The organism is Bradyrhizobium sp. CCGUVB4N (genome assembly GCF_024199945.1).
Classification (GTDB): Bacteria; Pseudomonadota; Alphaproteobacteria; order Rhizobiales; family Xanthobacteraceae; genus Bradyrhizobium.
The window spans coordinates 6,610,684-6,632,396 of sequence record NZ_JANADP010000001.1 but is presented as its reverse complement, the minus strand read 5'-3'; the positions used below and the strand labels follow the sequence as shown (position 1 = coordinate 6,632,396).

At 63.2% G+C, this 21,713-nt stretch carries 22 protein-coding genes; 12 read left to right on the top strand and 10 right to left on the bottom strand.

Annotation, left to right across the window (positions count from 1 at the left end; all coding sequences use genetic code 11):
• Window positions 1-17: 17 nt before the first annotated feature.
• Window positions 18-1,031, bottom strand: a complete 1,014-nt coding sequence (locus tag NLM31_RS30755) for a formamidase (RefSeq protein WP_254194742.1) — start codon at window positions 1,029-1,031, stop codon at window positions 18-20.
• 232 nt (window positions 1,032-1,263) lie between these two features.
• Between NLM31_RS30755 and NLM31_RS30750 the strand changes: the two genes are divergently transcribed.
• The 3 genes from NLM31_RS30750 to NLM31_RS30740 are packed head-to-tail and all read left to right on the top strand — an operon-like array spanning window position 1,264 to window position 5,212.
• On the top strand, window positions 1,264-1,932 hold the full coding sequence (locus NLM31_RS30750) for a TetR/AcrR family transcriptional regulator (RefSeq protein WP_254194741.1): 669 nt from the start codon (window positions 1,264-1,266) through the stop codon (window positions 1,930-1,932).
• Between the two features lie 8 nt (window positions 1,933-1,940).
• Window positions 1,941-3,806, top strand: a complete 1,866-nt coding sequence (locus NLM31_RS30745; RefSeq protein ID WP_254194740.1) for an adenine deaminase — start codon at window positions 1,941-1,943, stop codon at window positions 3,804-3,806.
• Window positions 3,807-3,820: 14 nt separating this feature from the next.
• Window positions 3,821-5,212 carry an NCS2 family permease gene (locus NLM31_RS30740; RefSeq protein WP_254194739.1) on the top strand — a complete coding sequence of 464 codons (1,392 nt, stop codon included), beginning with the start codon at window positions 3,821-3,823 and terminating at the stop codon, window positions 5,210-5,212.
• Between the two features lie 9 nt (window positions 5,213-5,221).
• Here the strand turns inward: NLM31_RS30740 and NLM31_RS30735 are convergent, their stop codons facing one another.
• Complete coding sequence (locus NLM31_RS30735) at window positions 5,222-5,443, bottom strand: hypothetical protein (protein WP_254132892.1); 222 nt, start codon at window positions 5,441-5,443, stop codon at window positions 5,222-5,224.
• A 352-nt stretch (window positions 5,444-5,795) separates the two neighbouring features.
• On the opposite strand from NLM31_RS30735, the gene NLM31_RS30730 reads away from it, so the two are divergent.
• Window positions 5,796-5,981 (top strand): hypothetical protein, encoded by a 186-nt coding sequence (locus NLM31_RS30730; RefSeq protein ID WP_254194738.1) that lies wholly within the window; start codon window positions 5,796-5,798, stop codon window positions 5,979-5,981.
• A gap of 20 nt (window positions 5,982-6,001) precedes the next feature.
• On the opposite strand, the gene NLM31_RS30725 is transcribed toward NLM31_RS30730, so the two are convergent.
• The 3 genes from NLM31_RS30725 to NLM31_RS30715 all read right to left on the bottom strand — a co-directional run bounded on the left by NLM31_RS30725 (window position 6,002) and on the right by NLM31_RS30715 (window position 8,683).
• The gene (locus NLM31_RS30725; protein ID WP_254194737.1) at window positions 6,002-7,381 is read right to left on the bottom strand and encodes a VWA domain-containing protein; all 1,380 of its coding nucleotides are present in this window, start codon (window positions 7,379-7,381) and stop codon (window positions 6,002-6,004) included.
• 6 nt (window positions 7,382-7,387) lie between these two features.
• Entirely contained in the window at window positions 7,388-8,335 is a 948-nt protein-coding gene (locus NLM31_RS30720; RefSeq protein WP_254132889.1) for a MoxR family ATPase, read from the bottom strand.
• A gap of 147 nt (window positions 8,336-8,482) precedes the next feature.
• Complete coding sequence (locus NLM31_RS30715; protein ID WP_057749711.1) at window positions 8,483-8,683, bottom strand: hypothetical protein; 201 nt, start codon at window positions 8,681-8,683, stop codon at window positions 8,483-8,485.
• 224 nt (window positions 8,684-8,907) lie between these two features.
• Between NLM31_RS30715 and NLM31_RS30710 the strand changes: the two genes are divergently transcribed.
• A complete protein-coding gene (locus NLM31_RS30710; RefSeq protein WP_254194736.1) occupies window positions 8,908-9,882 on the top strand; it encodes a quinone oxidoreductase in 975 nt (324 codons plus the stop codon).
• A gap of 39 nt (window positions 9,883-9,921) precedes the next feature.
• On the opposite strand, the gene NLM31_RS30705 is transcribed toward NLM31_RS30710, so the two are convergent.
• On the bottom strand, window positions 9,922-10,197 hold the full coding sequence (locus NLM31_RS30705; protein ID WP_148776744.1) for a hypothetical protein: 276 nt from the start codon (window positions 10,195-10,197) through the stop codon (window positions 9,922-9,924).
• Between the two features lie 106 nt (window positions 10,198-10,303).
• Entirely contained in the window at window positions 10,304-10,912 is a 609-nt protein-coding gene (locus NLM31_RS30700; RefSeq protein WP_027531902.1) for a S24 family peptidase, read from the bottom strand.
• A 163-nt stretch (window positions 10,913-11,075) separates the two neighbouring features.
• On the opposite strand from NLM31_RS30700, the gene NLM31_RS30695 reads away from it, so the two are divergent.
• Both NLM31_RS30695 and NLM31_RS30690 read left to right on the top strand, forming a co-directional pair.
• The gene (locus tag NLM31_RS30695) at window positions 11,076-11,609 is read left to right on the top strand and encodes a GcrA family cell cycle regulator (protein ID WP_254194735.1); all 534 of its coding nucleotides are present in this window, start codon (window positions 11,076-11,078) and stop codon (window positions 11,607-11,609) included.
• Window positions 11,610-11,658: 49 nt separating this feature from the next.
• The gene (locus NLM31_RS30690; RefSeq protein WP_254194734.1) at window positions 11,659-12,222 is read left to right on the top strand and encodes a hypothetical protein; all 564 of its coding nucleotides are present in this window, start codon (window positions 11,659-11,661) and stop codon (window positions 12,220-12,222) included.
• 46 nt (window positions 12,223-12,268) lie between these two features.
• On the opposite strand, the gene NLM31_RS30685 is transcribed toward NLM31_RS30690, so the two are convergent.
• Window positions 12,269-12,625: a hypothetical protein gene (locus NLM31_RS30685; protein ID WP_254132884.1), complete on the bottom strand. Its 357-nt coding sequence runs from the start codon at window positions 12,623-12,625 to the stop codon at window positions 12,269-12,271.
• A gap of 196 nt (window positions 12,626-12,821) precedes the next feature.
• Between NLM31_RS30685 and NLM31_RS30680 the strand changes: the two genes are divergently transcribed.
• From NLM31_RS30680 to NLM31_RS30670, 3 genes are all read left to right on the top strand, one after another.
• Window positions 12,822-13,286 carry a hypothetical protein gene (locus NLM31_RS30680; RefSeq protein ID WP_254194733.1) on the top strand — a complete coding sequence of 155 codons (465 nt, stop codon included), beginning with the start codon at window positions 12,822-12,824 and terminating at the stop codon, window positions 13,284-13,286.
• 392 nt (window positions 13,287-13,678) lie between these two features.
• Window positions 13,679-13,864 carry a hypothetical protein gene (locus NLM31_RS30675; protein ID WP_027531907.1) on the top strand — a complete coding sequence of 62 codons (186 nt, stop codon included), beginning with the start codon at window positions 13,679-13,681 and terminating at the stop codon, window positions 13,862-13,864.
• Between the two features lie 146 nt (window positions 13,865-14,010).
• The gene (locus tag NLM31_RS30670) at window positions 14,011-14,352 is read left to right on the top strand and encodes a phasin (RefSeq protein ID WP_194481422.1); all 342 of its coding nucleotides are present in this window, start codon (window positions 14,011-14,013) and stop codon (window positions 14,350-14,352) included.
• A 450-nt stretch (window positions 14,353-14,802) separates the two neighbouring features.
• Here NLM31_RS30670 and NLM31_RS30665 read toward each other — a convergent pair whose 3' ends face one another.
• Window positions 14,803-15,633: an alpha/beta fold hydrolase gene (locus tag NLM31_RS30665; protein WP_254132882.1), complete on the bottom strand. Its 831-nt coding sequence runs from the start codon at window positions 15,631-15,633 to the stop codon at window positions 14,803-14,805.
• Window positions 15,634-15,781: 148 nt separating this feature from the next.
• Complete coding sequence (locus tag NLM31_RS30660; RefSeq protein ID WP_254194732.1) at window positions 15,782-17,578, bottom strand: ShlB/FhaC/HecB family hemolysin secretion/activation protein; 1,797 nt, start codon at window positions 17,576-17,578, stop codon at window positions 15,782-15,784.
• Window positions 17,579-17,708: 130 nt separating this feature from the next.
• On the opposite strand from NLM31_RS30660, the gene NLM31_RS30655 reads away from it, so the two are divergent.
• Window positions 17,709-18,896, top strand: coding sequence for a FecR domain-containing protein (locus NLM31_RS30655; RefSeq protein WP_254194731.1), 1,188 nt, complete (start codon window positions 17,709-17,711; stop codon window positions 18,894-18,896).
• Window positions 18,897-18,961: 65 nt separating this feature from the next.
• Window positions 18,962-21,706: an EAL domain-containing protein gene (locus NLM31_RS30650; RefSeq protein WP_254194730.1), complete on the top strand. Its 2,745-nt coding sequence runs from the start codon at window positions 18,962-18,964 to the stop codon at window positions 21,704-21,706.
• The last annotated feature ends 7 nt before the right edge of the window (window positions 21,707-21,713 follow it).

The following is a 21,713-nucleotide window of genomic DNA, read 5'->3' as shown; positions in this document are numbered from 1 at the left end:
CTCTCGGGTGCAGACCTTTATTCGGCGGCCCTTGCCGTCTTTCCGAACATCCGTGTCGGTGCCGGGAAGCCGCAGGAGGTGCCGTCGGTGACCTTGACCTGGTCTTCCCATGGCAGCCGGTAGGTGCCCGCGACCATGTCCTGCATGAAGGTGTAGGGGCAGTCCATCGCGCCACCCTTCACCGCGACATAGCCACGGTGCCAGAGCTGGTAGATGTTGTTCTCGACGCCCCAGTTGATGCGGGCTTCGCGCACGAGGTCGGGGCGCACCTCGGCGGTGATGATCTCGTCGGCACGGCCGGTGGTGCCGTGCGCCAGCACGCTGCCGTCGAAATTGACGATCATGCCTTCGCCCATGGAATCGAACGAGCCGTCCGAGCCGCACATGCAGACGTTGGCGGTGACCATCAGGTTCTGGAACGAATTGGCCTGGTTGGTGAAGCGCCAGGAATCGCGGATCGGCGCGGTGTAGCCGGCGGTGCGGATCATGATCTCCGCGCCCTTGTAGGCGCATTCCCGCGCCATCTCCGGGAACATGCCGTCGTGACAGATGATGAGTGCGATCTTGGCGCCGTTCGGGCCTTCGATCACGGGAATGCCGATATCGCCCGGCTCCCACGGCTCGACAGGAATCCAGGGATGAAGCTTGCGGTAATAGAGCTTGATCTCGCCGTGGTCATCGATGATCAGGCCGGAATTGTAGGGATTGCCGTGCGGGTTGAACTCCATGATGGAGAAGCAGCCCCAGATCTTGTTGTCGATGCAGGCCTTCTTGAATGCCGCGACCTCCGGCCCATCGAGCCGGCACATGATCTCGGGATTGGTGTCCATCGAGAGGCCGTGCAGCGAGTATTCGGGGAACACCACCAGATCCATGGTGGAAAGATTGCGGCGGGCCTTGCCGACCATCCAGACGATACGCTCGGTCTGCCTGGCGAGATCGGCCTTGGTCACGACGGTTGGCAACTGCAATTGCACCAGCCCGATGACCACGCCCTCAGGCGATTTGTTCAGCCCGCCAAGCCCGTTCATGATCAACTCCTTCCGTCGGCTCCCTTGCCGTCCGCGCGACGCCGTTGCGCGCAGCTCTTGGGCGAGCAAATCCGATTTTGGTGACGCGCAAAAGTCCATTTTTCAGGCGGAAGGCGATAGCCGTGCTCGCCTGGGTCGCCAGCCCCGGAGCGTGCAGGCGCCCATTGTCGCGGCGCGGCGTGCCTCAAGTCTCGGCTTGACCCTCCAATCCGCCTGATGTCAGACTTATGACATGAGTACAGCAAAGCGACATATCGCCAGCCTTCGCGACGAATATGCCGAGATGACGCGACAGCGCATCGTCGCGGCCTTCGTCGAGACGCTGGAGGATGAGGCGGCCGACGACATCTCCATGGCCGCGGTCGCCAAGCGGGCAAAGGTGGCCGAACGAACCATCTATCGCCACTTCAAGACCCGCGCCGAACTGTTTGCGGCGGCCGGCGAGTGGATCGAGGACAACGTCTTCAGCTACATTCCCTTCAGTTCGCCCGACGAGCTGCCGGATATTTTCCGCAAGCTGTGCAAGCGGTTCGACCGTCACCCGCATCTGGCGCGCGCCATTGCGATGACGCGGGCGGGCCGCCGGGTGCGCGCCGGTTTCCGACGGCATCTGATTGACCAGCATCGCAAGGCGATGGCGCCGCTGGTGCGGCATCTCCCCGCAAAGGAGGTCCGACAGGCGGAGGCGCTCGCCTCCTACCTCAACAACGTGCTGGCCTGGAATGCAATGCGCGAGGACTTTGGAATGTCCAGTGCCGAGATCGCCGACACGGTCGAGTGGGCGCTCAAGACCCTTTTGAACGATGTCCGTCAGCGCGATGCCGCGGCGGCGCGCAACGGCAAGGCCGGCAAATCGCCGCGTAAGCGAAGCCCGGCGCGCGAAAACACCGGCGTGGAGTGAGACAGGCCATGAATGCGATCCCCGATGATCTCCTGATCAACGCACCCGACGAAGTTCGCATCCGCCAGGATCTGGTGCTGACGGCGCTCGGCCGTCGCCCGGCCGATCGCTCCTTGCGGGTCGGCAGGTTGCTCGACGTGCACAGCCGGACCTGGAGCGAGGATCAGGAGATCGTCTTCAAGGGCCGGCGCATTGCCTGGGTCGGGCCGGCCGGTAGCTACCCCGGCGAGGTCCGCGAGCGCGTGCATCGGCCGGATCTTGCGGCGGTCCCCGGCTTCGGCGAGGTGCACAAGCACATCGAAAGCTCGCATCTGACGCCGGAATGGGAGGCGGCGCTGGTGCTGCCGCACGGCAATACCTGGACCTGCGAGGCGAGCCACGAGTTCTCCAACGTCAACGGCGCCCGCAATCTCGAGTTCTGGTTCGAGGCGCGCCGCCGCGGCTCGCCGCTCAAAATCTTCCCGCAGCCGGGCTCGGCGGTGCCACCCACGGCCTACGAATGGGGCGGCGGCTGGTATGGCCGCGATGAGCAGGCGGGCTTCATGGCCGAAAGCCTGATGGTCACCGGTCTCGACGAGGTCATGGACTGGCCGGCGGTGTGGAATCCCGACAATCCCTCCTACAAGCGGCTCTGGGGCATGATCGAGGCGACGTTCGCGGCGCGCGGCGTCGTCGAGGGCCACGCGTCGGGCTTACGGGATCTGCCTTCCATCAATGCCTTTGCCGCCGCGGGGCTCGCCTCCGATCACGAAGTGCAGACGCCGGAGGAGACCTGGGACAAGCTCACCCGCGGCCTGTTCGTCGAGCTGCGCGTCTACGCGATGGATGAGATCGTGAAATGGCTGCTTGCGAAGGGCCTGCAGGATTGGTCGCAGATCGCATTCACGACGGATGACCGCAGCGCCAGCCACACGCTCGAGCTCGGCGCCAGCGATCACAATGCGCGGGTCGCGATCGAGGCGGGTCTCGCGCCCGAAATCGCAATCCAGTGTCTCACCATCAACCCGGCGCGGCATATGCGCATCACGCCGTTCGTCGGGAGCCTGGCTCCAGGACGTTTCGGCGATGTCGTGCTGCTCTCGGACGTCACCAAGCTTACGATCGCCGAAGTGTGGGCCGATGGCGCGCAGGTCTCCGAGGGCAAGCGCTATCTCGGGCAGGTGCCCGAAATCCAGTGGCCGGATTGGGCCACCAAGACGGTCAACATCAAGCGCTCGATCAAACCTCAAGATTTCGAACTGCCGGCCGAGCCGGGCCGTACCACGATGAAGGCGGCGGTGATCCGTCCCTTCCATTGGCATCCCGAATTCTACACCCTCGAACTGCCGGTGCGTGACGGGGCGGTCCAGCGCGACGAGAGCGAGGCCATCACTAAATTCGCCATCGTCGATCGGTTTTCCGGCGATGGGCGCGTCGCAAAGATGTTTTGGCGCGGCTGTGGTCCGCGCACGTCGGAGACGGCCGTTGCCTGCTCGGTGGCGCACGACAAGCACAATATCTGGGTGGTCGGCTCGTCCGATGCGGCGATGGCAAAGGCGGTCAACGCGCTGATCGAGCTTCAGGGCGGCTGGGCGCTGGTGCGCGAGGGCGAACTCGTCGCCACGGTGCGCTTCGAAGTCGGTGGGCTGATGAGCTGTCGTTCGGCGCAAGCACTCGATGCCGAGATGCAGGCGCTTTATGCGGAAGGTCGCAAGGTCGACTGGATGTACGAGCCGACGTTCCGGCCGCGCTGGTATCCGGGATTTCCGGAGAGGCTCATGTTTGCGACGCTGACCTGCGCGCCCTGGAGTTGGGTGCTGGTGGCACCGTGCGAGCAGGCGCCGCTTGGATTCATCAACGTGCAGACCGGCGAAGCGCATCCGGTGGTGTGGTAGGGGGAGGACTGGGGATGGACGACATGACGAAGCCGCAAGCCGCTCCCGCGGAGCCAGTACCACCCGCAGCCTTGGGGCTGCTTGATCGTGCTTTTGGCCTCACCGAGCGTGGCACCACCGTCGGCCGCGAGGTGATGGCCGGCGCGACGACGTTCGCGGCGATGGCCTATATCATCGCGGTGAATCCCGCGATCATGTCCAACGCCGGGATGGACCGTGCCGATCTCGTCAGCGCCACGGCGCTCGCCGCGATCGTCGGCTCGGTGATGATGGGGCTGTGGGCTAATCTGCCGCTTGCGGTGGCGCCCGCGATGGGCTCGAACGTCATCTTCACCTATGTCATCGTCAAGCAGATGGGAATGCCCTGGCAGGGCGCACTCGCCATGGTCGCCTTCACCGGCGTGCTGTTCCTGATTCTCAGCCTGTCGAAGCTGCGTGAGAAAGTCGCCAAGGACGTGCCGGAAGCGCTAAAGATCGGCATCCAGGCGGCGGTCGGTACCCTCATCGTCTTCATTGCGCTGCGGGGCGCCGGATTCGTGGTCCAGAATCCGTCGACTTACATCGCCATGGGCTCCCTGCGCAGCCCGCCGGTGCTGCTGACGCTGTTCGGTCTCCTGCTCACGCCGGTGCTGGTGGTGCGCCGAGTGCCGGCTGCGCTGATTCTGTCGATTGCGGTGCTCACGCTGATCGGCTTCTTCGTTCCAGGCGCCAACGGCAAAATGGTGACGTCAGTGCCATCGGCCATCATGGCATGGCCGCGCTGGCCGACCAGCACCTTCATGGCGCTCGACATCGGCTATCTCTTCAGCCATTTCGTCGTCGCGCTGCCGCTGCTGTTCTATTTCCTGTGCGCCGAATTCTTCTCGACGCTCGGCACGCTGATCGGCGTGACAGGGGCCGCCAATCTGCGCAAGCCGGACGGCTCGATCCCGAATGCCACCGCCGCATTCGCGACGGATGCGACGGCTTCAATCGTCGGGCCGCTGCTCGGGACCTCCGTCGTCACGGCCTATATCGAATCCATCACCGGCGTGCAGGCCGGCGGTCGCACCGGCCTGACCTCGTTGACCGTCGCGGGATTCTTCTTCCTTGCGTTGTTCTTCTGGCCGATCTTCGTCATCATCCCGGCGCAAGCGACCGCGCCCGCGCTGGTGCTCGTCGGCGTGCTCATGATGCAGGGACTTGCCCGCATCGACATGACCGATCTGGCCAACGCGGTTCCGATCGTGCTGACGCTGCTGATCACCGTGCTGACCAATAACCTCATCAACGGAATGGCGCTGGGGACGCTGAGCTACATCGCTCTCGAAGTGGCGGTCGGTCGCCGGTCGCAGATTCCGGCGATGGTGTGGGGGCTCGGGGTCGTGTTCGTCGCATACGCGATCGTGATCGCACAGATCTTCTGACGCGGGTCGTCAGGCCGCGAGGTCCAGCAGCCGGCACGATCCGCGCACCAGCACCTTGCGTCCGATGGGGGTCATGGCGGGCACGCCGTCATCAATGACAACGAGACCAAGCTTGACGAGGCTGTCGAGGAGATAGGCCTTCGCGAGGCGATTGTTCGCTACGGGGTTACGAAGTGTGCGCAGGGCTGCCCATTGATCCGGCGAAAGATCGAGTTCGAAATCGTCGTTCATGTTGCCTCAAGCGATAGTCACGTTCGTGCGCCCCTGTTAGCGGCGCTGCATGAAAACCATGCGACGACAATGAGTCGGGAATTCGGTGCGCTGTTTAGAACTTCTCTTCACGAATTGCCGCAGTCTGTTGCGCCACAATAGTTAAGATCGCTCGGACACGATTATCGTCCCGGTCGCTTATCACTAATTGATGATCTTCATTTGATGTTGCGCTGCGACGGCCGCAGTGCACGGGAAGCGTTGCTGTCTCATTCTGCGTCGCGTTATGCACAGAAATGATGAGACGCTGGGTTCGTGACTCTGCTACGCTGATTCCTAGGGAATGGCTTCACACGACAAGGAGTGTGAGTGCATGAACAGGCTGGTGGAAATTCGCAGTCAGGAATCCCTGTGCCGTGAGCGCGCCGCGCTCGATTTTGAGCGTCGGGTTTTCTGGCTGACGCAAGCGCAGGAATGGGAACAGCGCGCGCTCGACGAAACTGCCCATCACTTTCGCGAGTGCAATGCCGTTCACCACGTCGAGCTTGCGCGAAGCTGACGTCGGCCTGAACTGAGGATTTACTGGTAGGTCGCAACGATATCCGAGACTGCGCGCTCGAGCTGCTGCGCGGTGGCGCATTGCCGCACCACGCTGCAAAAGGTCGCATAGCGCGGCATCTCGGAATCGCCAAAGCCCCAGGCGAGCCGTCCTTCGGGGTTGAGCCAGACCAGTCGTTTCGAGCGTTCGGAGATGCGGCGCAGGATGTCGGCACGCGGGTCGAGGTTGTTGCTGCGGGCATCGCCGAGCACGATCACCGTGGTCTGCGGCGTCAGCGTGCTCATGAAGTCGTGCTCGAAGTCGACCAGCGAAGAGCCGTAGTCCGACGAGCCGAAGCCGACCTTCGACATGATCTCCGCCATCGCCTCTTCGGGCGACTTCTTCTCCAGGATTTCGCTGACCTCGATCAGATGTGACGAGAATGCGAAGGAGTGGACGTCGTCCACGACTTCGTGCAGCGAGTGAATCAGGAGCAGAAAGAAGTCCGAGACCTGTGCGACCGAGCCCGAGACGTCGCAGATCGCCACGATCTTTGGCCGATCGCGGTGCTTGCGTTTCCACGCGGTCAGGAACGGTACGCCGCCCCAGGCGGCGTTACGGCGCAGCGTGCGGCGGACATCGAGATGGCCACGGCGCTGGCGCTTACGCGGCTTGGAGTAGCGCTCACGCAGGCGGCGCGCAATCTGGCGGATGAGCGCCCGCATCTCAGCGACCTGGCGCCGCTCGATGCGAGCCAGCGGCGCGTTGCGCAGGATCTCGTTGCGGAGATTTTCAGCCTCTTCGCGGGCATAGAGCGCAAGCCCTTGCGAGACGGTATCGCGCACCGCCTCGCGCAGGCCATCGAGCGCGGCGCGCAGGCGTTCGGCGAGCGCCGGGTTCGTCGCGGTCAGCTCGTCGAGATCGTCGCGCAGGCGTTGAAGGCCCATGGCGTCGAGGATACGGCTGGAGAATATGCCGCGCTGGGTGGAGTAGCGGATGTCGGAGAGCGAGGCTGCACCCGCGGCGCTGGCGATCGCAGCTGAGATCGCATTGCGATCCTGCGACATCAGCATCTGTGCAAGCGGGCCCAATCCTTCCGGAGGCTGTGCTTCGCCCGCGTCGCTGGCCGAGCTTGCGGACGGCGATTGATCCGGGTCTTGCGAGGCGTCGTCACTATCGTCGGCCTCGGGTTGATCCTGTCGAGGCTCGGGCTGGCTGAAGAACAGATCAAAACAGTCGCCCAGCGCGAGCTTCTCGTCTTGCGACTTGGCGAGCGTCAGGAGCAGCGCGTCGCGCAGGATGGCGCGGTCGGTGAGACCGACCTGCGCGACGGCGCGCATCGCATCGATGCTTTCGGCGGGCGAGACGTGGACGCCCGCCCCCCGCGCAGCTCGAAAGAAACGATGAAGGTTCTCGCGCATCGGGCGTCAACCGAAGACGTTGGACCGGGTCGCCTTGGCAATGAAGGTCGTGATCTGCGGGTGAGCCGCCTCGATGTCGGCCTCGTATTTCAGGAGCACGTTGAGGGTGTCCTTGACGATCTCGGTGTCGAGCTCGGTGGCCTGCAGCAACACGAGCACGCGGGCCCAGTCGATCGTCTCGCTCACCGAGGGCAGCTTCTTCAAATCCAGCGAACGAATTTCGTGGATGAAGCCGACCATCTGCCGGCGCAGCGTCTGCGAGATGCCGGGGACACGGCTCTCGACGATGCGCTCTTCCAGCCGCTGCTCGGGGAAGCCAATATGCAGGTGCAGGCAGCGCCGCTTCAAGGCGTCGCCGAGATCGCGCTCGCTGTTGGAGGTGAGGATCACCGTCGGCGGCGTGATCGCCGAGACGGTGCCGAGTTCGGGGATCGTGACCTGAAAGTCCGAGAGGATTTCCAGCAGCAGCGATTCGAACTCGGCATCCGATTTGTCGATCTCGTCGATCAGCAGCACGCAGCCGCCCGGTTGCTCCAGTGCCTGGAGCAGGGGACGCGGCTCGACGAATTCCTTGGAGAAGAACACGTCGCCAAAATCATGAAGCTGTTCGAGCGCGGCGTGCAGCGTCTGCGCGCCGCCAAGGACCTCGCCGAGCTTGTCCTTGAGGATTTGCGTGTAGAGCAGCTGCTTGGCGTATTTCCACTCATAGAGCGCCTTGGCCTCGTCGAGGCCCTCGTAGCACTGCAGGCGGATCATCTTCATGCCGCGCCAGGCGGCGATTGCCTTGGCGAGCTCGGTCTTGCCGACGCCCGCAGGGCCCTCGACCAGGATCGGCTTTTCGATCTGTTGCGACAAATAGACGGCGGTCGCGATCTGCCGGCTCGCGATATAGCCTTGCGCGGCGAGGCCGCTCTCCACTGCCTCGATCGAGGTCGAGGCCTTCTGTTCAGCCACGAAAGGGCGCTCCCAAAGGTCTTGCTTGAGGCTTGTTCTGCCTGCGTTCCCGGCAAAGAACAAGCCTCGTTTGGGATGGGCCTGATCCGCGCCGACGGCCGCTTTTTCCGTTCAGCGCAAATACTTAAGGGGCGACCGACGGTGCGGTCAGTGCCGCAGCAGCTCCGGCTTGCGGATGGTCTGCCGGACCTCAGCGCCGCAATCGGCGCACTCGTAGACGAAGTCGATCTTGGCGAGGCTCCAGTGCGGCTCGACCTCGCGCACGTACATCGGCAGGAACCCCATGCATGTCGGGCAAATCACAGGCGCGATTTCGATGTCCTGATGATGCTGTACATAGGCTGGCATCTCGGCTCTCCTTCGCAGGCGACCACCAAACCCCGCGCAAAGGCTACTGCCGGTTGCGTCGATGCCGTCATCAACTCTTTCGAACAGAGGCGGAACGGCGAGCGTTTGTCGTTCGCTGTGACATTCTTGTTACGTCTCTGTACTGTAACGGGCGGACCAAATGCCTATTTCACAGGCCGATCCGGTTCTCGGACCTTCACTGCAACGATAAGGGAGCAACGCCCATGACGCATGCCATTCGCTTTCACAAGACCGGCGGTCCGGAAGTCCTGGTTTGGGAGGAGGTCAATGTCGGCAAGCCCGGCCAGGGCGAGGCGCGCATCCGCCACACTGCCGTTGGTCTCAACTTCGTCGACATCTACAACCGCTCGGGTGTGTATCCGGCGCCATTGCCGAGCGGGCTCGGCAGTGAGGCCGCGGGCGTTGTCGAGGAGGTCGGGCCAGGTGTCACCGATCTGAAGCCGGGCGATCGCGTCGCCTATGGTGCATCACCGCTCGGCGCTTATTCCGAGGCGCGGCTGATCCCGGCCGACCGGCTGTTGAAGCTGCCTGACGGTGTCGACGACAAGACGGCGGCCGCAATGATGCTGAAGGGGCTGACGACGCAGTACCTGATCCGGCAGACCTATCGCGTGAAGGCTGGCGACACCATTTTGCTGCATGCGGCGGCCGGCGGTGTCGGCCTGATCCTGAGCCAGTGGGCAAAACATCTCGGCGCGACCGTGATCGGCACCGTCAGCAGCGACGAGAAGGCAAAACTCGCCAAGGCGCACGGCTGTGACCACGTCATCATCTACACGCGCGAGGATTTCGTGAAGCGCGTCGACGAGATCACCGGCGGCAAGAAGGTGCCGGTGGTTTATGATTCCGTCGGCAAGGACACGTTCCTGAAGTCGCTGGATTGCCTCGCGCCGCTCGGCGTTGCCGCGCTGTTCGGTGCCTCCTCCGGTGCGGTCGAGCCGCTCAATCTCGGCCTGCTCGCGCAGAAGGGCTCGCTCTACGTCACCCGCCCGACGCTGTTCACTTACGCCGCCAAGCGCGAGAATCTCGTCGCGATGGCGAACGAGCTGTTCGACGTCGTCAAGTCCGGGGCGGTCAAGATCGAGGTGCGCCAGACCTATCCGTTGAAGGATGCTGCCAAGGCGCACGCCGATCTCGCCGCGCGCAAGACCACGGGATCGACCGTTCTGACGGTGTGATCTCCAACGCAATCGTGGCGCAAGCCGCCTGGGCCTGCGTCACGCTTTCTCGTGCTTGCGCAGGTCGCGGGCGTGATCGTGGCGGATGGCCTGGAGGTCGACATCTTCAGGCGGGATCTGGGGAAGGGCAGCCTCGGCCAGGATGGCCTCGGTGACGTCCTCGACCGAATTCTCTGCGATTTCGTGGATGAACGAGATGTTCTGGTATTCGCCGGAAGTGACGCGGGAGATGACCTCGCGTCTTGTGATCTCGGGGTCGACGATCGCCTCGCGACCGCGCCGCCCGTAGTCGATCATCACGACGAAATACTGCATGAAGCGATCCTGCCGCCCCCCCCCCCCAATCGGCGAGGGCGCGGCAGATTATTTCCGAAAAACGGAATTAAGTCAAGGTCAATTTCCAAAAATCGGAAATTCGCGCCTATCGCCCCTTCTTGCGGGGGCGGGCCGACTTCGCGCGCAGCCGTTCGAGCTGGCCCTTGGGCATCGAGAGGCAGATCTCTCCGACCCAGTCGAGCTTGACGCCGACGATCGGCTTGGCGTTGAAGCTGTTGAGATTGACGACGGAGGGAGATTTCCCGCGTTCGATGGTCTTCAAATAGCGTTCACCGGTCTTGAGCCGGACCACGGCCTCTTCGCCGTAAAAGCTCGACAGTGGATGACGCTGGTCCTTGTAGACCACGATCACGTCGCCGCTTTCGTATTTGGGCAGCATCGAATCGCCGACGATCTCGAAGGCCACGGTCTCTTCCATGATCGGGAACGGCAGCGCGATATCGCCGAGCCCCTCCGGCGGCACCTGCTCGACATCTGGCTCGATCACGGCGCCGGCACCGACGCGCCCCATGATCGGCGCGAGATTGAGCTCAAGATATTCCATGATTGGAATGATTTCAGAGGCCTTCACCAGGCGTTCGCCACCGAGGATCTCCGACACCGCGCCCGGGCGAACGCCCATTGCCGCGGCCAGCCCGCCCTTGCTCTTGCCCGTCTTCTCCAGGCCCCGCTCGATCATCGCAACGTCCAACATGGTGATTCCCTCGATTGCCGATTGGCTCCGCCTCTTGTAATCCGAAATTCGGAATTGATGCAATTATGAATATCAGAATTCGCGCTTGACTTTGTCTTCGGAATAACGGAATGTGCGTTCCGCCTCAGGATCGTGCGATCGGGGCGCATCACAGGACAGCAGCATGGAACCGGGCCACTGGTCGTCGGAGCATTCCGACGCGCTTCGCGACTATTTTTTCAAGGGACTGTCATATGCGGAGATCGGAAGGGAGATTAACGCAAGGTTTGGAACAGCTTACACGCGCAATGCGGTGATCGGTCGTGCCAAGCGGCTTGGGCTCGCCGAGCCCGAACGGATGACGAGTCCATCGATCGTACCGTCCTTGCCGGGCGAGCCCGGTCCGCTCTCGCCGCCTCGTGTTGCAATACCCGGCCTGAACCTGCCGCCGCCTTCAGCATTAAGACCGGCCAATCCGGTCAAACTGCGCTGCGTCGGTGTCCAGCCGCGACTGATCACACTGCTCGAGCTCGAGCGAGGCGATTGCCGCTATCCCTATGGTGGTGACGGTGAGGGAGAGGAGATCAGCTTCTGCGGTCACCCGCGCCAGCCTGGTTCGAGCTATTGCGCGCCGCATGCGCACCTGACCCGCGGTCCCGGAGCAGTATCCGGCCGTACCGCCGGTGCCGTCGTGCTGAGGCTGGTCTCCACCGCCTGACCGGCGCGGCCAGCATTCCTTCTGATCTTAATTCGCAAGGAGTCTCCGAGTGGCACGTGCCAGACGCAACATGTCCTACAAATTGACCGGGCTTCACGACCGCCGGTCGCGCGACCTGCCGTTCAATGCAGAATTGGCGGAGGTTGAGGTCGACAATCCCCTGGCGCTCGATCAGGACGACAAGATCGTGGCGGTGCGGTCGATCCGCAACGATCCGCTCGGCCGGCTGCACTCGCATCACCAGATCGACGAGGCGCAATATCGGGGTGGCCGCGCCTACCAGAGCGACTGGGAGCGGGCGGAGCGGGGCCCTCAGGCCATGGACCCGACCCGCGAATATGTCGACGGCGCGCGCTCCCGCGAGCCCATCACCGAGAGCCAGCGTCAGGCCGTATTGCGGCTGAACCAGGTCGAGCGCGAGCTCGGCACCGACGGCGCCGCGCTGGTGCATGACGTGCTGGTGCTTGGTTTGACGATGGATCAGATCGGGCTGCGACGCGCCGTCCGCACCCAGCGCTGGAACGACTATTTTGCGCGGCGTTTTCGCGAATGTCTCGACCGGCTGGCGCTGGTCTACGGCTTTGCCACCAATGTATCGGCGCGGCGCCGCTGAATGTGGCCGCCGGCGGCTTGCGCCGCCGGCGTTCTTCCGTCTCTCCTTACGGATGCGGCATGATCTGGTAGGGCGTGGTGTAGGGCTCGACACGGAGCGAGGCGTTGGCCAGCAAGCCGATCTTGGCAGTGGGCGCCTGCTGCATCTCTCCGTTCTGTCCGCGATGCACGTTGTACTGCCAGACCGTGAGGTCGCCCTTTTGCGCCAACGCGTGCGCAATCGCGCTCGCGTCATTACCGCCGAGCGCCTGAAGCTCCTCGGGCGACAGCCCGATGATGATCTCGTCCTTGATGGTGACGATCTTGAAAAGGTTCATCTTGGTCTCCTGCGCCCATGCGCCCTGTGTCGAGAGTGTGAGAAGCGCAACCGCGGCGCCCTTGATGAGATCGCAGCGAGAAAGCATGCCGTCGTCCTTTGGTGCTGACGCGCGCCCGAATCAGACAGTCCATCAGCCATGGCGCCCGTGATCTGCGTGGCCGTTTCGCAATCGCTTGGTCGTACGATCTTGAACAACGGTTCATGGAGCGAGAAATATCGGGAGCGATGAACCCCGACGCGGGGCGGCGAGTCCAAGCCAGGAGATCAAGGGGACTCGTTGGATGAAATTCACCCGCACGATTTGTCTGCTCGCATCGATCGCGATGGCTGGCCCTGCCGTGGCCGCCGATCCCTTCTATATCGGCAGCTGGACGCTGACGACGGCCGTGGTCGCACCATGGGCCGATCCGCACCGCAAGCCAGACGATGCCGAGCGCACGCGGCTGATGGGCAAGACGGTGGTCCTGAAGGCCAGGGAGATCTCCGGTCCGCGTCCATTTGCCTGCGCCAAGCTACAGTACAAGGTGACGGACTACGGTCCCGAAATGCTCTTCCAGGGCGCATTCGACGAGATGCAGCGCGCCGACAAGAAGGTGGATCCCAAGGCCCTTGCCGTTTCGCTCGGCTTCACCGCGGCTCATATCAGGACGCTCGAGACCGGCTGCGAGATCGACGTTCATTTCGTGGACGATACAACCGCCGAAATCGGGCTCAACGATTACGTGTATACGCTCAAGAAGCGTTAGTCCGTGGCTGCCAATCGCGGTTCACACGGGAAACAAGATGAAACGCAGGTCTAATTGACAGCGATCGGGGCCGTGTGGTGACTGATTGCTGCTTCTTGACGCAGGTGGGTGACGGCAGCGCGTATTCCTGTTATCCGGAATTGCCGTGCCACGATGCCGACGAAGCATCGCTAAGCCCAACGGTTTGGCTTGCTCGAGGGGTTGTTCCTTGCCATAATTACAACTTCTCGGGTCGAGCCGAGTCTCTCCAGATATGCAGCTCAGCATGTCAATCTGCTGGGGTGTTCCGACCTAGAGTTCGCCGTCGCCATGATGTTCGGTAACGGCATACGGTTATCGGCCGGGCTCCCGATGCCCGACACCGAAGGGCCGAATCCTGTCATAGGTGCGAGATGAAAAACCTCAATTTCGCGGCTGAACTGCATCTCAAGCTCGGCGCCCCCGCGAACGGTACCGTCGAAAGTCTCCGCCTGCTGCGCGCCTTTCTCAAGCTCGCTCCCCGGCAGCGCTTTGAGGTCATCAAGCTCGTCGAAGACCTCGTCACCGACGAAACCATCCCCGAACATCCGCTGTCTTGAGCCGGCCACGGGCCGGAATCACGCTTTGTCCACCTTTCAAGCCGGAAAACGGACCGCCAGATGGCGTCCGTCGCCGGCGCTTGGCCGCTGGAAGGCGGTGCGGCAAATGTGATAATCAGTCAGGAAAAAGAGGGAGGAGTGCGACCATGATCGAACCGAAGCTCGAAGTTCCGGCCGAACTGCGCGACCTGGCTGAGAAGACCATCGACCAGGCCGAGAAGGCATTCGGCATGTTTTTCGATGCCGCCACCAAATCGATGTCGTCCGTTCCCGGAGCAAGCGCGGACGTATCCAAGCAGGCGCTCGCCTTCACCGAGCAGAACATGAAAGCGGCATTCGAACACGCTCGTAAGCTGGTTCACGCAACCGACCTTCAGGAAGCGATGCGAATCCAGTCCGAGTTCCTGCGAAGCCAGTTCACCAATGCCGGCGATCACATGCGCCAGATGACCGGCAACTTCATGCAACCCGGCAAGGGCAAGTCCTGACAAGGGAAAGTTCTGATTTCTCGCGCCACGCGCGTGTGCTTACAAATTGATCTTGCGCAGGGACGCGCTGCGCATTTCAATTCCGGTGCAGGTCCATGATGGGCCACCGGATGAACCTCATTCGCCGTCCGTCGTCCTTTCTGCTGATCCCTGTCGGTTCTTCCGGCAGGGATTTGCATTTCAAGGGCTTGTTGCCGCGTTCCGCGCAAAACTCAGCCGCAGCACGATCCCGGAAATTGCGAGAGGTCGATGCGGGCGATGATCGACCGCAGCAGCTTGCGGGCCGAGCGATAGATATGTCGTACGAGCCCGGGCGACCGCGCCGGGGGCAGGCCAAGCCTCGCCGTATCAAGCCTTTCGAGATGGTGCGACAATTGCCTCTCCCATGCTGTACCGCCCTGCTATCGCGGCCGGCATGGAGCTGCGTTGATCTGCCGCAAAGGATCCCGGCTAGTAGTCGCCGGGATTCATGATCATCGGGGAGGTCGTATCGGCCGGCGCGAGCGCGCTGCTGGCGCTGTCGCGTAGGAAGCGATCGAGTGTCGCCTGGATCTTCTCCTTGACCGAGTCGGGCCCGCGATCGCTCATCTCGGTATGCTGCGCACCGGTGTGGATGATGTCGATGCCGCGCGCCTTGGCCTCCTCAGGCGTCGGCAGCACGCCGGGGTCGGTCTGGAAATGCGGATCCTTGGAGCGGAATGACAGGATCTTCATGCGGTCGTTGAGCACGAAGGGCACCCTGAGATTGTCGAGCGTGATCACTTTCGACACCAACTCGGGATGCTGCTGTGCGACATACATCGAGACGTCGCCGCCGTTGGAGTGACCGACCAGCGTGATGTGATCGTAGTCAGCGTTCTCCTGCCGCCCCTTCAACGTGGTCAGCACGTAGAGGATGTTGGCCTCGCAACGCATATAGACCTCGCGCCGGCCGACATATTGCTGGCCGACACGGGTCATCAGGGGCGGATCGCTCGGCAGATCCTGCTGGATGCTGGCAACGAGATAGCCGCGCGCGGCAAGCACGTTGGCGAGGAACGAATATTCGGTGGCCTTGACCGTGTTGCCGTTGCTGATGATGGCGACCGGAAGCTTCCAAAGCCCGAGATTGGCCTTGGTCTCGTAATCGCGCCGCACCGCGATTTCGACCGAGATCGGCCGCTGACGCGTGGCGTCGAACAAGGACAGCATCTCGTGACGGATCGCGAATTTGCTGACGACGACATACTGGCCCGCCGCAAGGACGCACAGAAAAGCCAGAATTGCAAAAACCCTTTTCATTGTTCCGTCTCAATCACTTTTGACTGAACATGGCCATTGAAAACGCCCAGATCGAGAAATCGTGAGCACATTACGGGATTAAATTTAGGCAAGTCTGCGAGAAGGGGCCCCAAAACGGCCCGCGTGCCGGCGTCGCCGGGGCGCAAGATTAGAGGCAGTTCGGCCTGCCGCGTTCGGGGCAAAGCCGGAACGCGCTCGACAGGGTGAACAGGAAGCGCGGGCTGCGCCGCTCATTGTCGGGCGCCCGATAGCTCAGTGGCACGGCGACGCCCAGATCTGCCTGGAAATCCTGCGGCAGGAAGAACCGTATGCCGGCACCGGCCGATGTCAGCGCAAGGCCGTCGCTCAGACGGTAGCCGTGGTTCCAGACTGCTCCGGCGTCGCCGAAGGCGTAGAGCTGGTAGCCGCTCCAATAGCGGTAGTTGAGCTTCTGGTCGAAGCGAACTTCGAGCGAGCCGGCAAGGCCATTATCGCCGCTGATCTCGGCCGCACCGTAGCCGCGGCCGAAGGCCGCGCCGCCAAGATAGAACTGCTGCGAGGTAAACAGTGGCCGCGATGCGGTCTGGCTCGCCGCAGACAGTTTGAGTGACCAGGCGTCATTGAGCGTCTGGTAGCGCGTGAACCAGACATTCAGCACCGAGAAATTCGAGGACGCGCCGTCGCGCGACAACAGATCGTCGTCGAAATGCGAAGCGCCGAAGACGTCGAGGCCCTGGCGGAAGGTCATCGTCGCGTAGTTGGTGCCGCCGAAGCGATCCTGGAGGCGGTAATCGGCTGTGAGGCTCGCGGTCCTGATGTGGTCGTTGTACCAGGGGCCGTAGAGATCGTGCTCCGATACGTTGCTGAAAGTCCCGGCCATGGTGAGCGTCAGTCCGGACGATTGCGACATGAAGGGCACGGTGCTTGCACGTACCTCGAAAGCCTCGGTCGTGGTGATGTCGCTGTCGAGACGGCGCGCATCTCCCGGCCGGACTGCGCTGTAGAGGACGGAGGCGCCGAGGCGCACGCCGTCGACGCCGACTGGCGCGTCATAGGACAGTCGCGCAAAGCCGAGGTCGCGCGGATCGTTCGCAATGGTCGACAGGTTGACCGCGAGCGTGTCGCCCGGCGTGAGATAGGAGTTGAAGGCGCCCGTAGCGTAGGTCTGCCATGGGCCGACCGACGACGAGCCGAGATTGTCCAGGCCGAACGACGTGAAGACGTGCCAGGTCTTCAGATAGACGGTGAGGCGGAAACGACCGGTCGCGCCACCGATCTCCTCAAGTGCGGTATCGGTGATCCGTACGCCCGGCCTGCCGTTGATGAGGAAGAGCTGGCGTTCGAGCGTTGACAGCCGCGACGGCTGCTCGGCCAGGACCGGCCCGAGCATAGGCCTCACGCCGAACTGCTCGGCGCCGTCACCCTTCAGATCGGCTTGCACGATGGCGCCTTCGATCACCTGGATCCGGACGCGGCCATCGGCGATGTCCTGCGGTGGCACGATCGCCCGACTGAGATGGAAGCCGTCGGCACGGTAGAGATCGCTGATTGCGCCGGCGATCGCAGCGAGGTCGGCTTGCGAGACCTTCTTGCCGAGATAGGGCTGATAGAGGGCGGCCATGCGATCCTGAGGGATGACGTGGGCGCCGCTGACGTTGATGCCGCGCAGGACAAATTGCGGCTTGGTGTCGCCGCCGGTATTGGGCTGGCCGACCGAGGGTAACTTCACCGGAGGCCGGCTCAGAGATTCCTGCTCGGTTTGGTTTTCAAAATACTTCTCCGGCTGGCGCGGATCGAACCCCGGCTGGTTCGCCTGCTGCGCGAACGCCTGAGGATTTCCCGCAAGCGTCGGTCCGAGCAGTGCCAGCACGGCAGCAAGATACCGTCCAGCTGCGCCAAGCGCGCACCGTTCTCCGTACTTTGACGGAGAGGTCTCCAGGCGCCGGTAAGAATTCAGTAGCCACATGATTTTTCATAGGTTTTTATGGTCAACGATTGGTTAATGCGGGCTCCGGACTCCCGGGTTCCCGCTAAGCCAATCTTGAGTGATCTCGGATACGCATCAGGCTCGCAGTTACTTCAGGCTGAGGGTCATCATGTTCGTCCGAATTGGAATGCAGTGCGCCGTGATGGCAGCGCTGATCCTGGGAACTGCGTTTGGTGCGTCCGCTGCGGACGACGGCGTCTGGTCGGTGAGCAAGTCGTCGGGCGAGGTCTGGCTCGCGACCAGCGGCGCCCAGCAGGTGTCATTGAATCAGCAGGAGACCCTGAAACCGGGCGATACCATTCGCACCGGGCGCAACGGACGCGTGCTGCTCGTGCGTGGTGAAGAGACGATCTTGATCTCGCCCAACTCGGTGGTCGGCGTGCCGGCCGAAAAGAAGGATGGGCTTTCGACCACCATCATCCAGCAGGCGGGTTCGATCCTGCTGGAGGTCGAGAAGCGCAACGTCAAGCATTTCGAGGTCGAGACGCCGTATCTCGCCGCGGTGGTCAAGGGCACGCATTTCAGCGTCACGGTGGGCGCAGGCAGCACCAAGGTCGGCGTGCTCCGCGGCCAGGTTGAAGTCTCCGATTTCAAGACTGGCCAGATCGCCCAGGTCATGCCGGGGCAGGTGGCCACCGCCTTCGAGCACGGCAAGCCCGGTCTCAGCCTCAGCGGTTCCGGTACGCTCAATCCGATCGAGCAAGGCAAGCCGCGCGCTTCCACGATCGAGCGCGTTCTCGTGCCGAAGTCGGGCCTCTCGGCGCCGCGCGATGCGGCGAACGGCCATCCGATCCATGCGCTTGGTGCAATCGACAAGGGCACCAGGACAGCCGGCGCGCCGACGCAATCACACCAGGCCGCGCCCAAATCCGGCGTGGTCCGCATCTCGAGCTCGCTCGGTGAGGTCAAGCTGAACTTCCACAAGGTTACGCACGGGCTCGCCCACGACACCGTCGCGCCGGGGCGGGTGCGTAACGCGAACGCCAGCACCGACACGGTGTGGAGCGACAGCAAGTCGAGCACGACGACCGCGACCGCCAACAGCACGACCGTGACGGCCGTCAGCGTGAGCAGCAGTGCCTCCGCTTCTACCGCGGCATCAACGGCATCGAGTCCGACGACGACAGTGGCGCCCATCGCCCAGTCGACCAAGGACGCGACCGACAGCGTCTCGGGAACCATAAGTGGTGTGAGCGGTGCGACCGGCAACGGAAATAGCGGCAACGGCAACAACGGCAACGGAAACGGCAATAGCGGCAACAACGGCAACCACTACGGTTGGTACAAGCATCACTAGGGCCGTGCTGTCGGAATAATGCGGGGGGCACTTGGCGGCGAGCGTCGCCAGTGCGGGGGAGCAAGGTGAAACGCTATCGACCACATATCCTTGTCGTGATCGCGCTGGCGGTCGTGCTGTCCACGGGTTGGCACGGCTCGCTCCGCAACGCGCTCACCGACCTTCGCTTCGCCTGGGAGTCGCGGGCGGCTAGCGGCAACGTGGTCGTGGTCGCCATCGATGCGCCCTCGATCGATCGGATCGGCGTGTGGCCCTGGCCGCGCAGCCTGCACGCCGACCTCCTGCACAGGCTCGAAGCCGCCGGTGCGCAGGATGTTGCTTTTGACATCGATTTCAGCACGCCGTCGGATTCGGCCTCCGACGACGCCTTCCTCACCGCGCTTCGGGAAGTCGGCGGCTCGACGATCCTGCCGTCCTTCAAGCAGCCGACGCCCAACGGTGGTGCGGCTCACGTCAATCGTCCGCTGAAGCCGTTCAGCAACCAGTCGTGGCCGGCCGTCGTCAATGTCGCGGTCGAATCCGATGGCCTCGTCCGCCGCTATCCGGTCGGCGAGAAGCTGGGCGACGCGCAGATGCCGTCGATGGCCGTCGTGCTGGCCGGGCAGGACGCCAATCGCCGGCCACCCTTCCTGATCGACTTCAGCATTCGTGCTGCTTCCATTCCGATCGTGTCCTATGTCGACGTGCTGCGAGGAGATGCGGCAGCGCTCGACAAGCTGAGGGACAAGAAGGTCATCGTCGGTGCCACGGCACTGGAGCTGGGCGACCGGTTCAGTGTCCCGAATGGCCGCATCGTTGCGGGCCCTGTCCTGCAGGCGTTGGCGACTGAATCGGTCCTTCAGAACCGCATGCTGCGCTGGACGTCTAGTGCCGGCATGATCATGGGCCTGGGCCTGATCTGCCTGTTGATGATGTACTCATGGCGCCGTGTCGCACCGGGTGTCCGCGTCGCGATCCTGGTCGCAGCCGGAGCCGGCATCGAATTGACTGCGGCGCTTGTGCAGGAACGTTGGCCGCTCGTCATCGACACGTCTCTGTTCCACATCGCGATCGTCGCCTATCTGACGGCGATCGCGCTGGACGAGATCGATTTCCGCAGCCTGCTGGGCCGCATCGCCGAAAGCCGCTTTCATCGCATCGCGATGTCGCTCGGCGACGGTCTGGTCTGCACCGACGAAGATCACCGGATCACGGTCTGGAATCCCGGCGCGAGTGCCATCTTCGGCTACATGCCAACCGAGATGATCGGTCGCCCGTTCGAAACGCTTTGCGCGATGCCGACAGAGGACGGCTCGAAAACCTTCGCCATACGCGACGCTGCGCGCCAGGCGCTTCTGGTCCCCGGCGGAGCCGTGGTCGTCGAGTTCGAGGGCCGGCGCAAGAATGGCGAAACCTTCCCGGTCGAGGCGAGTTTCTCGGGCTGGCAGGGGACAGAGGGCTTCCAGTATGGCGCGATCCTCCGCGACATCTCCGTGCGCAAGCGGGAGGCCGAACGTGTCAGATATCTCGCCGAGTATGACGCGCTGACCGGTCTTGCCAACCGCAATACGCTCCACACCAGGCTTGCCAGCCTGCTTACCGTGGCGCAGCGGCGTTCCTCCGAGGTCGCACTGCTCGTGCTGGGCCTCGATGGCTTTCAGCAGATCAACGACATGCTTGGACACGCGATCGGCGATCTCGTGCTGCGGGCGGTCGCCGAGCGCCTGCGGACTGAGGCCGACGGCAGGGCGGTGGTCGCCCGGCTCAGTGGCGACGAGTTTGCGATGGCGCTGGATTGCGCGGCGAGCGACGAGCCGATTGCCGCGTTTGCCGAGCGGATTGCGCGCGCGTTCGAGGCGCCGCTTGTGACGGGCTCGCGCCAGCACCGCGTCAAGATCAGCGTCGGCGTCGCCGTCTATCCGGAGGGTGGACAGAGCGCGGACGATCTCCTGAGCAACGGCCATCTGGCGCTGAGCCGCGCCAAGGCGACCCGGCGTGGCAGCCATGTGATCTTCGAAAACGCGATCAGGCAGGAGCTGGAGAGCCGGCTGACGCTTGAGAGCGAACTGGCGCTTGCCGCCGACCGCGGCGAATTCGAGTTGTTCTACCAACCTCAGGTTCGTCTGATAGATGGTGGCCTGATTGGGGCCGAAGCGCTGATCCGTTGGCGGCACCCGGTGCGCGGCTATGTCTCGCCCGGTGAGTTCATGCCGGTGGTCAACACCTCGGCATTGTCCGAGCGGATCGCGAACTGGGTGATGGAGACCGCCGGCCGGCAGGCGCGTGCGTGGGAGCTGTCGGGCAACGCTGTCCGCGTCGCAATCAACCTCTCGCCGTCGCAGCTCGACTCCGGTGATCTCGCGCATTCAGTCGCGGAGCTGCTCAAAGCGACGGGGCTGACCCCCTCGCTGCTCGAGATCGAAGTCACCGAGGACATCCTGCTGCATGACGAGGGCCGGGTGCTCGACATCTTCAAGCGGATCCAGCAGCTCGGCGTCCGCATTCTGTTCGACGATTTCGGAACAGGCTATGCAAGCCTCAGCTACCTGAAGAAGTTTCCTCTCGATGGCCTCAAGATCGACCGCTCGTTCGTGCTCGATCTGCTCGCGGATTCCGACGACGCGGCGATCGTCGGCTCGACCATCGGCCTCAGCAGGCAACTCGGTCTGACCGTTGTTGCCGAAGGCATCGAGAATCGCGCGACGGCGGATTTCCTCGTCAGCATGGGCTGCGAGGAGGGGCAGGGCTACTTCTTCGGCCGTCCGATGCCTGCAGACGCGTTCGAGAAGCAATTTTTGGTGAACCGGCTGGAAACGGTCAGCGCGGCCTGAGTGCCTG

What these genes read in the sequence shown, in the direction of transcription:
- NLM31_RS30705 (WP_148776744.1), bottom strand. Translation starts at nt 10,197, where the DNA reads ATGCAGTATTTCGTCGTGATGATCGACTACGGGCGGCGCGGTCGCGAG.
- NLM31_RS30665 (WP_254132882.1), bottom strand. Translation starts at nt 15,633, where the DNA reads ATGAAAAGGGTTTTTGCAATTCTGGCTTTTCTGTGCGTCCTTGCGGCG.
- NLM31_RS30715 (WP_057749711.1), bottom strand. Translation starts at nt 8,683, where the DNA reads ATGCCAGCCTATGTACAGCATCATCAGGACATCGAAATCGCGCCTGTG.
- NLM31_RS30735 (WP_254132892.1), bottom strand. Translation starts at nt 5,443, where the DNA reads ATGAACGACGATTTCGAACTCGATCTTTCGCCGGATCAATGGGCAGCC.
- NLM31_RS30680 (WP_254194733.1), top strand. Translation starts at nt 12,822, where the DNA reads ATGAAATTCACCCGCACGATTTGTCTGCTCGCATCGATCGCGATGGCT.
- NLM31_RS30695 (WP_254194735.1), top strand. Translation starts at nt 11,076, where the DNA reads ATGGAACCGGGCCACTGGTCGTCGGAGCATTCCGACGCGCTTCGCGAC.
- NLM31_RS30740 (WP_254194739.1), top strand. Translation starts at nt 3,821, where the DNA reads ATGGACGACATGACGAAGCCGCAAGCCGCTCCCGCGGAGCCAGTACCA.
- NLM31_RS30710 (WP_254194736.1), top strand. Translation starts at nt 8,908, where the DNA reads ATGACGCATGCCATTCGCTTTCACAAGACCGGCGGTCCGGAAGTCCTG.
- NLM31_RS30685 (WP_254132884.1), bottom strand. Translation starts at nt 12,625, where the DNA reads ATGCTTTCTCGCTGCGATCTCATCAAGGGCGCCGCGGTTGCGCTTCTC.
- NLM31_RS30750 (WP_254194741.1), top strand. Translation starts at nt 1,264, where the DNA reads ATGAGTACAGCAAAGCGACATATCGCCAGCCTTCGCGACGAATATGCC.
- NLM31_RS30745 (WP_254194740.1), top strand. Translation starts at nt 1,941, where the DNA reads ATGAATGCGATCCCCGATGATCTCCTGATCAACGCACCCGACGAAGTT.
- NLM31_RS30655 (WP_254194731.1), top strand. Translation starts at nt 17,709, where the DNA reads ATGTTCGTCCGAATTGGAATGCAGTGCGCCGTGATGGCAGCGCTGATC.
- NLM31_RS30725 (WP_254194737.1), bottom strand. Translation starts at nt 7,381, where the DNA reads ATGCGCGAGAACCTTCATCGTTTCTTTCGAGCTGCGCGGGGGGCGGGC.
- NLM31_RS30755 (WP_254194742.1), bottom strand. Translation starts at nt 1,031, where the DNA reads ATGAACGGGCTTGGCGGGCTGAACAAATCGCCTGAGGGCGTGGTCATC.
- NLM31_RS30670 (WP_194481422.1), top strand. Translation starts at nt 14,011, where the DNA reads ATGATCGAACCGAAGCTCGAAGTTCCGGCCGAACTGCGCGACCTGGCT.
- NLM31_RS30700 (WP_027531902.1), bottom strand. Translation starts at nt 10,912, where the DNA reads ATGTTGGACGTTGCGATGATCGAGCGGGGCCTGGAGAAGACGGGCAAG.
- NLM31_RS30730 (WP_254194738.1), top strand. Translation starts at nt 5,796, where the DNA reads ATGAACAGGCTGGTGGAAATTCGCAGTCAGGAATCCCTGTGCCGTGAG.
- NLM31_RS30675 (WP_027531907.1), top strand. Translation starts at nt 13,679, where the DNA reads ATGAAAAACCTCAATTTCGCGGCTGAACTGCATCTCAAGCTCGGCGCC.
- NLM31_RS30660 (WP_254194732.1), bottom strand. Translation starts at nt 17,578, where the DNA reads ATGTGGCTACTGAATTCTTACCGGCGCCTGGAGACCTCTCCGTCAAAG.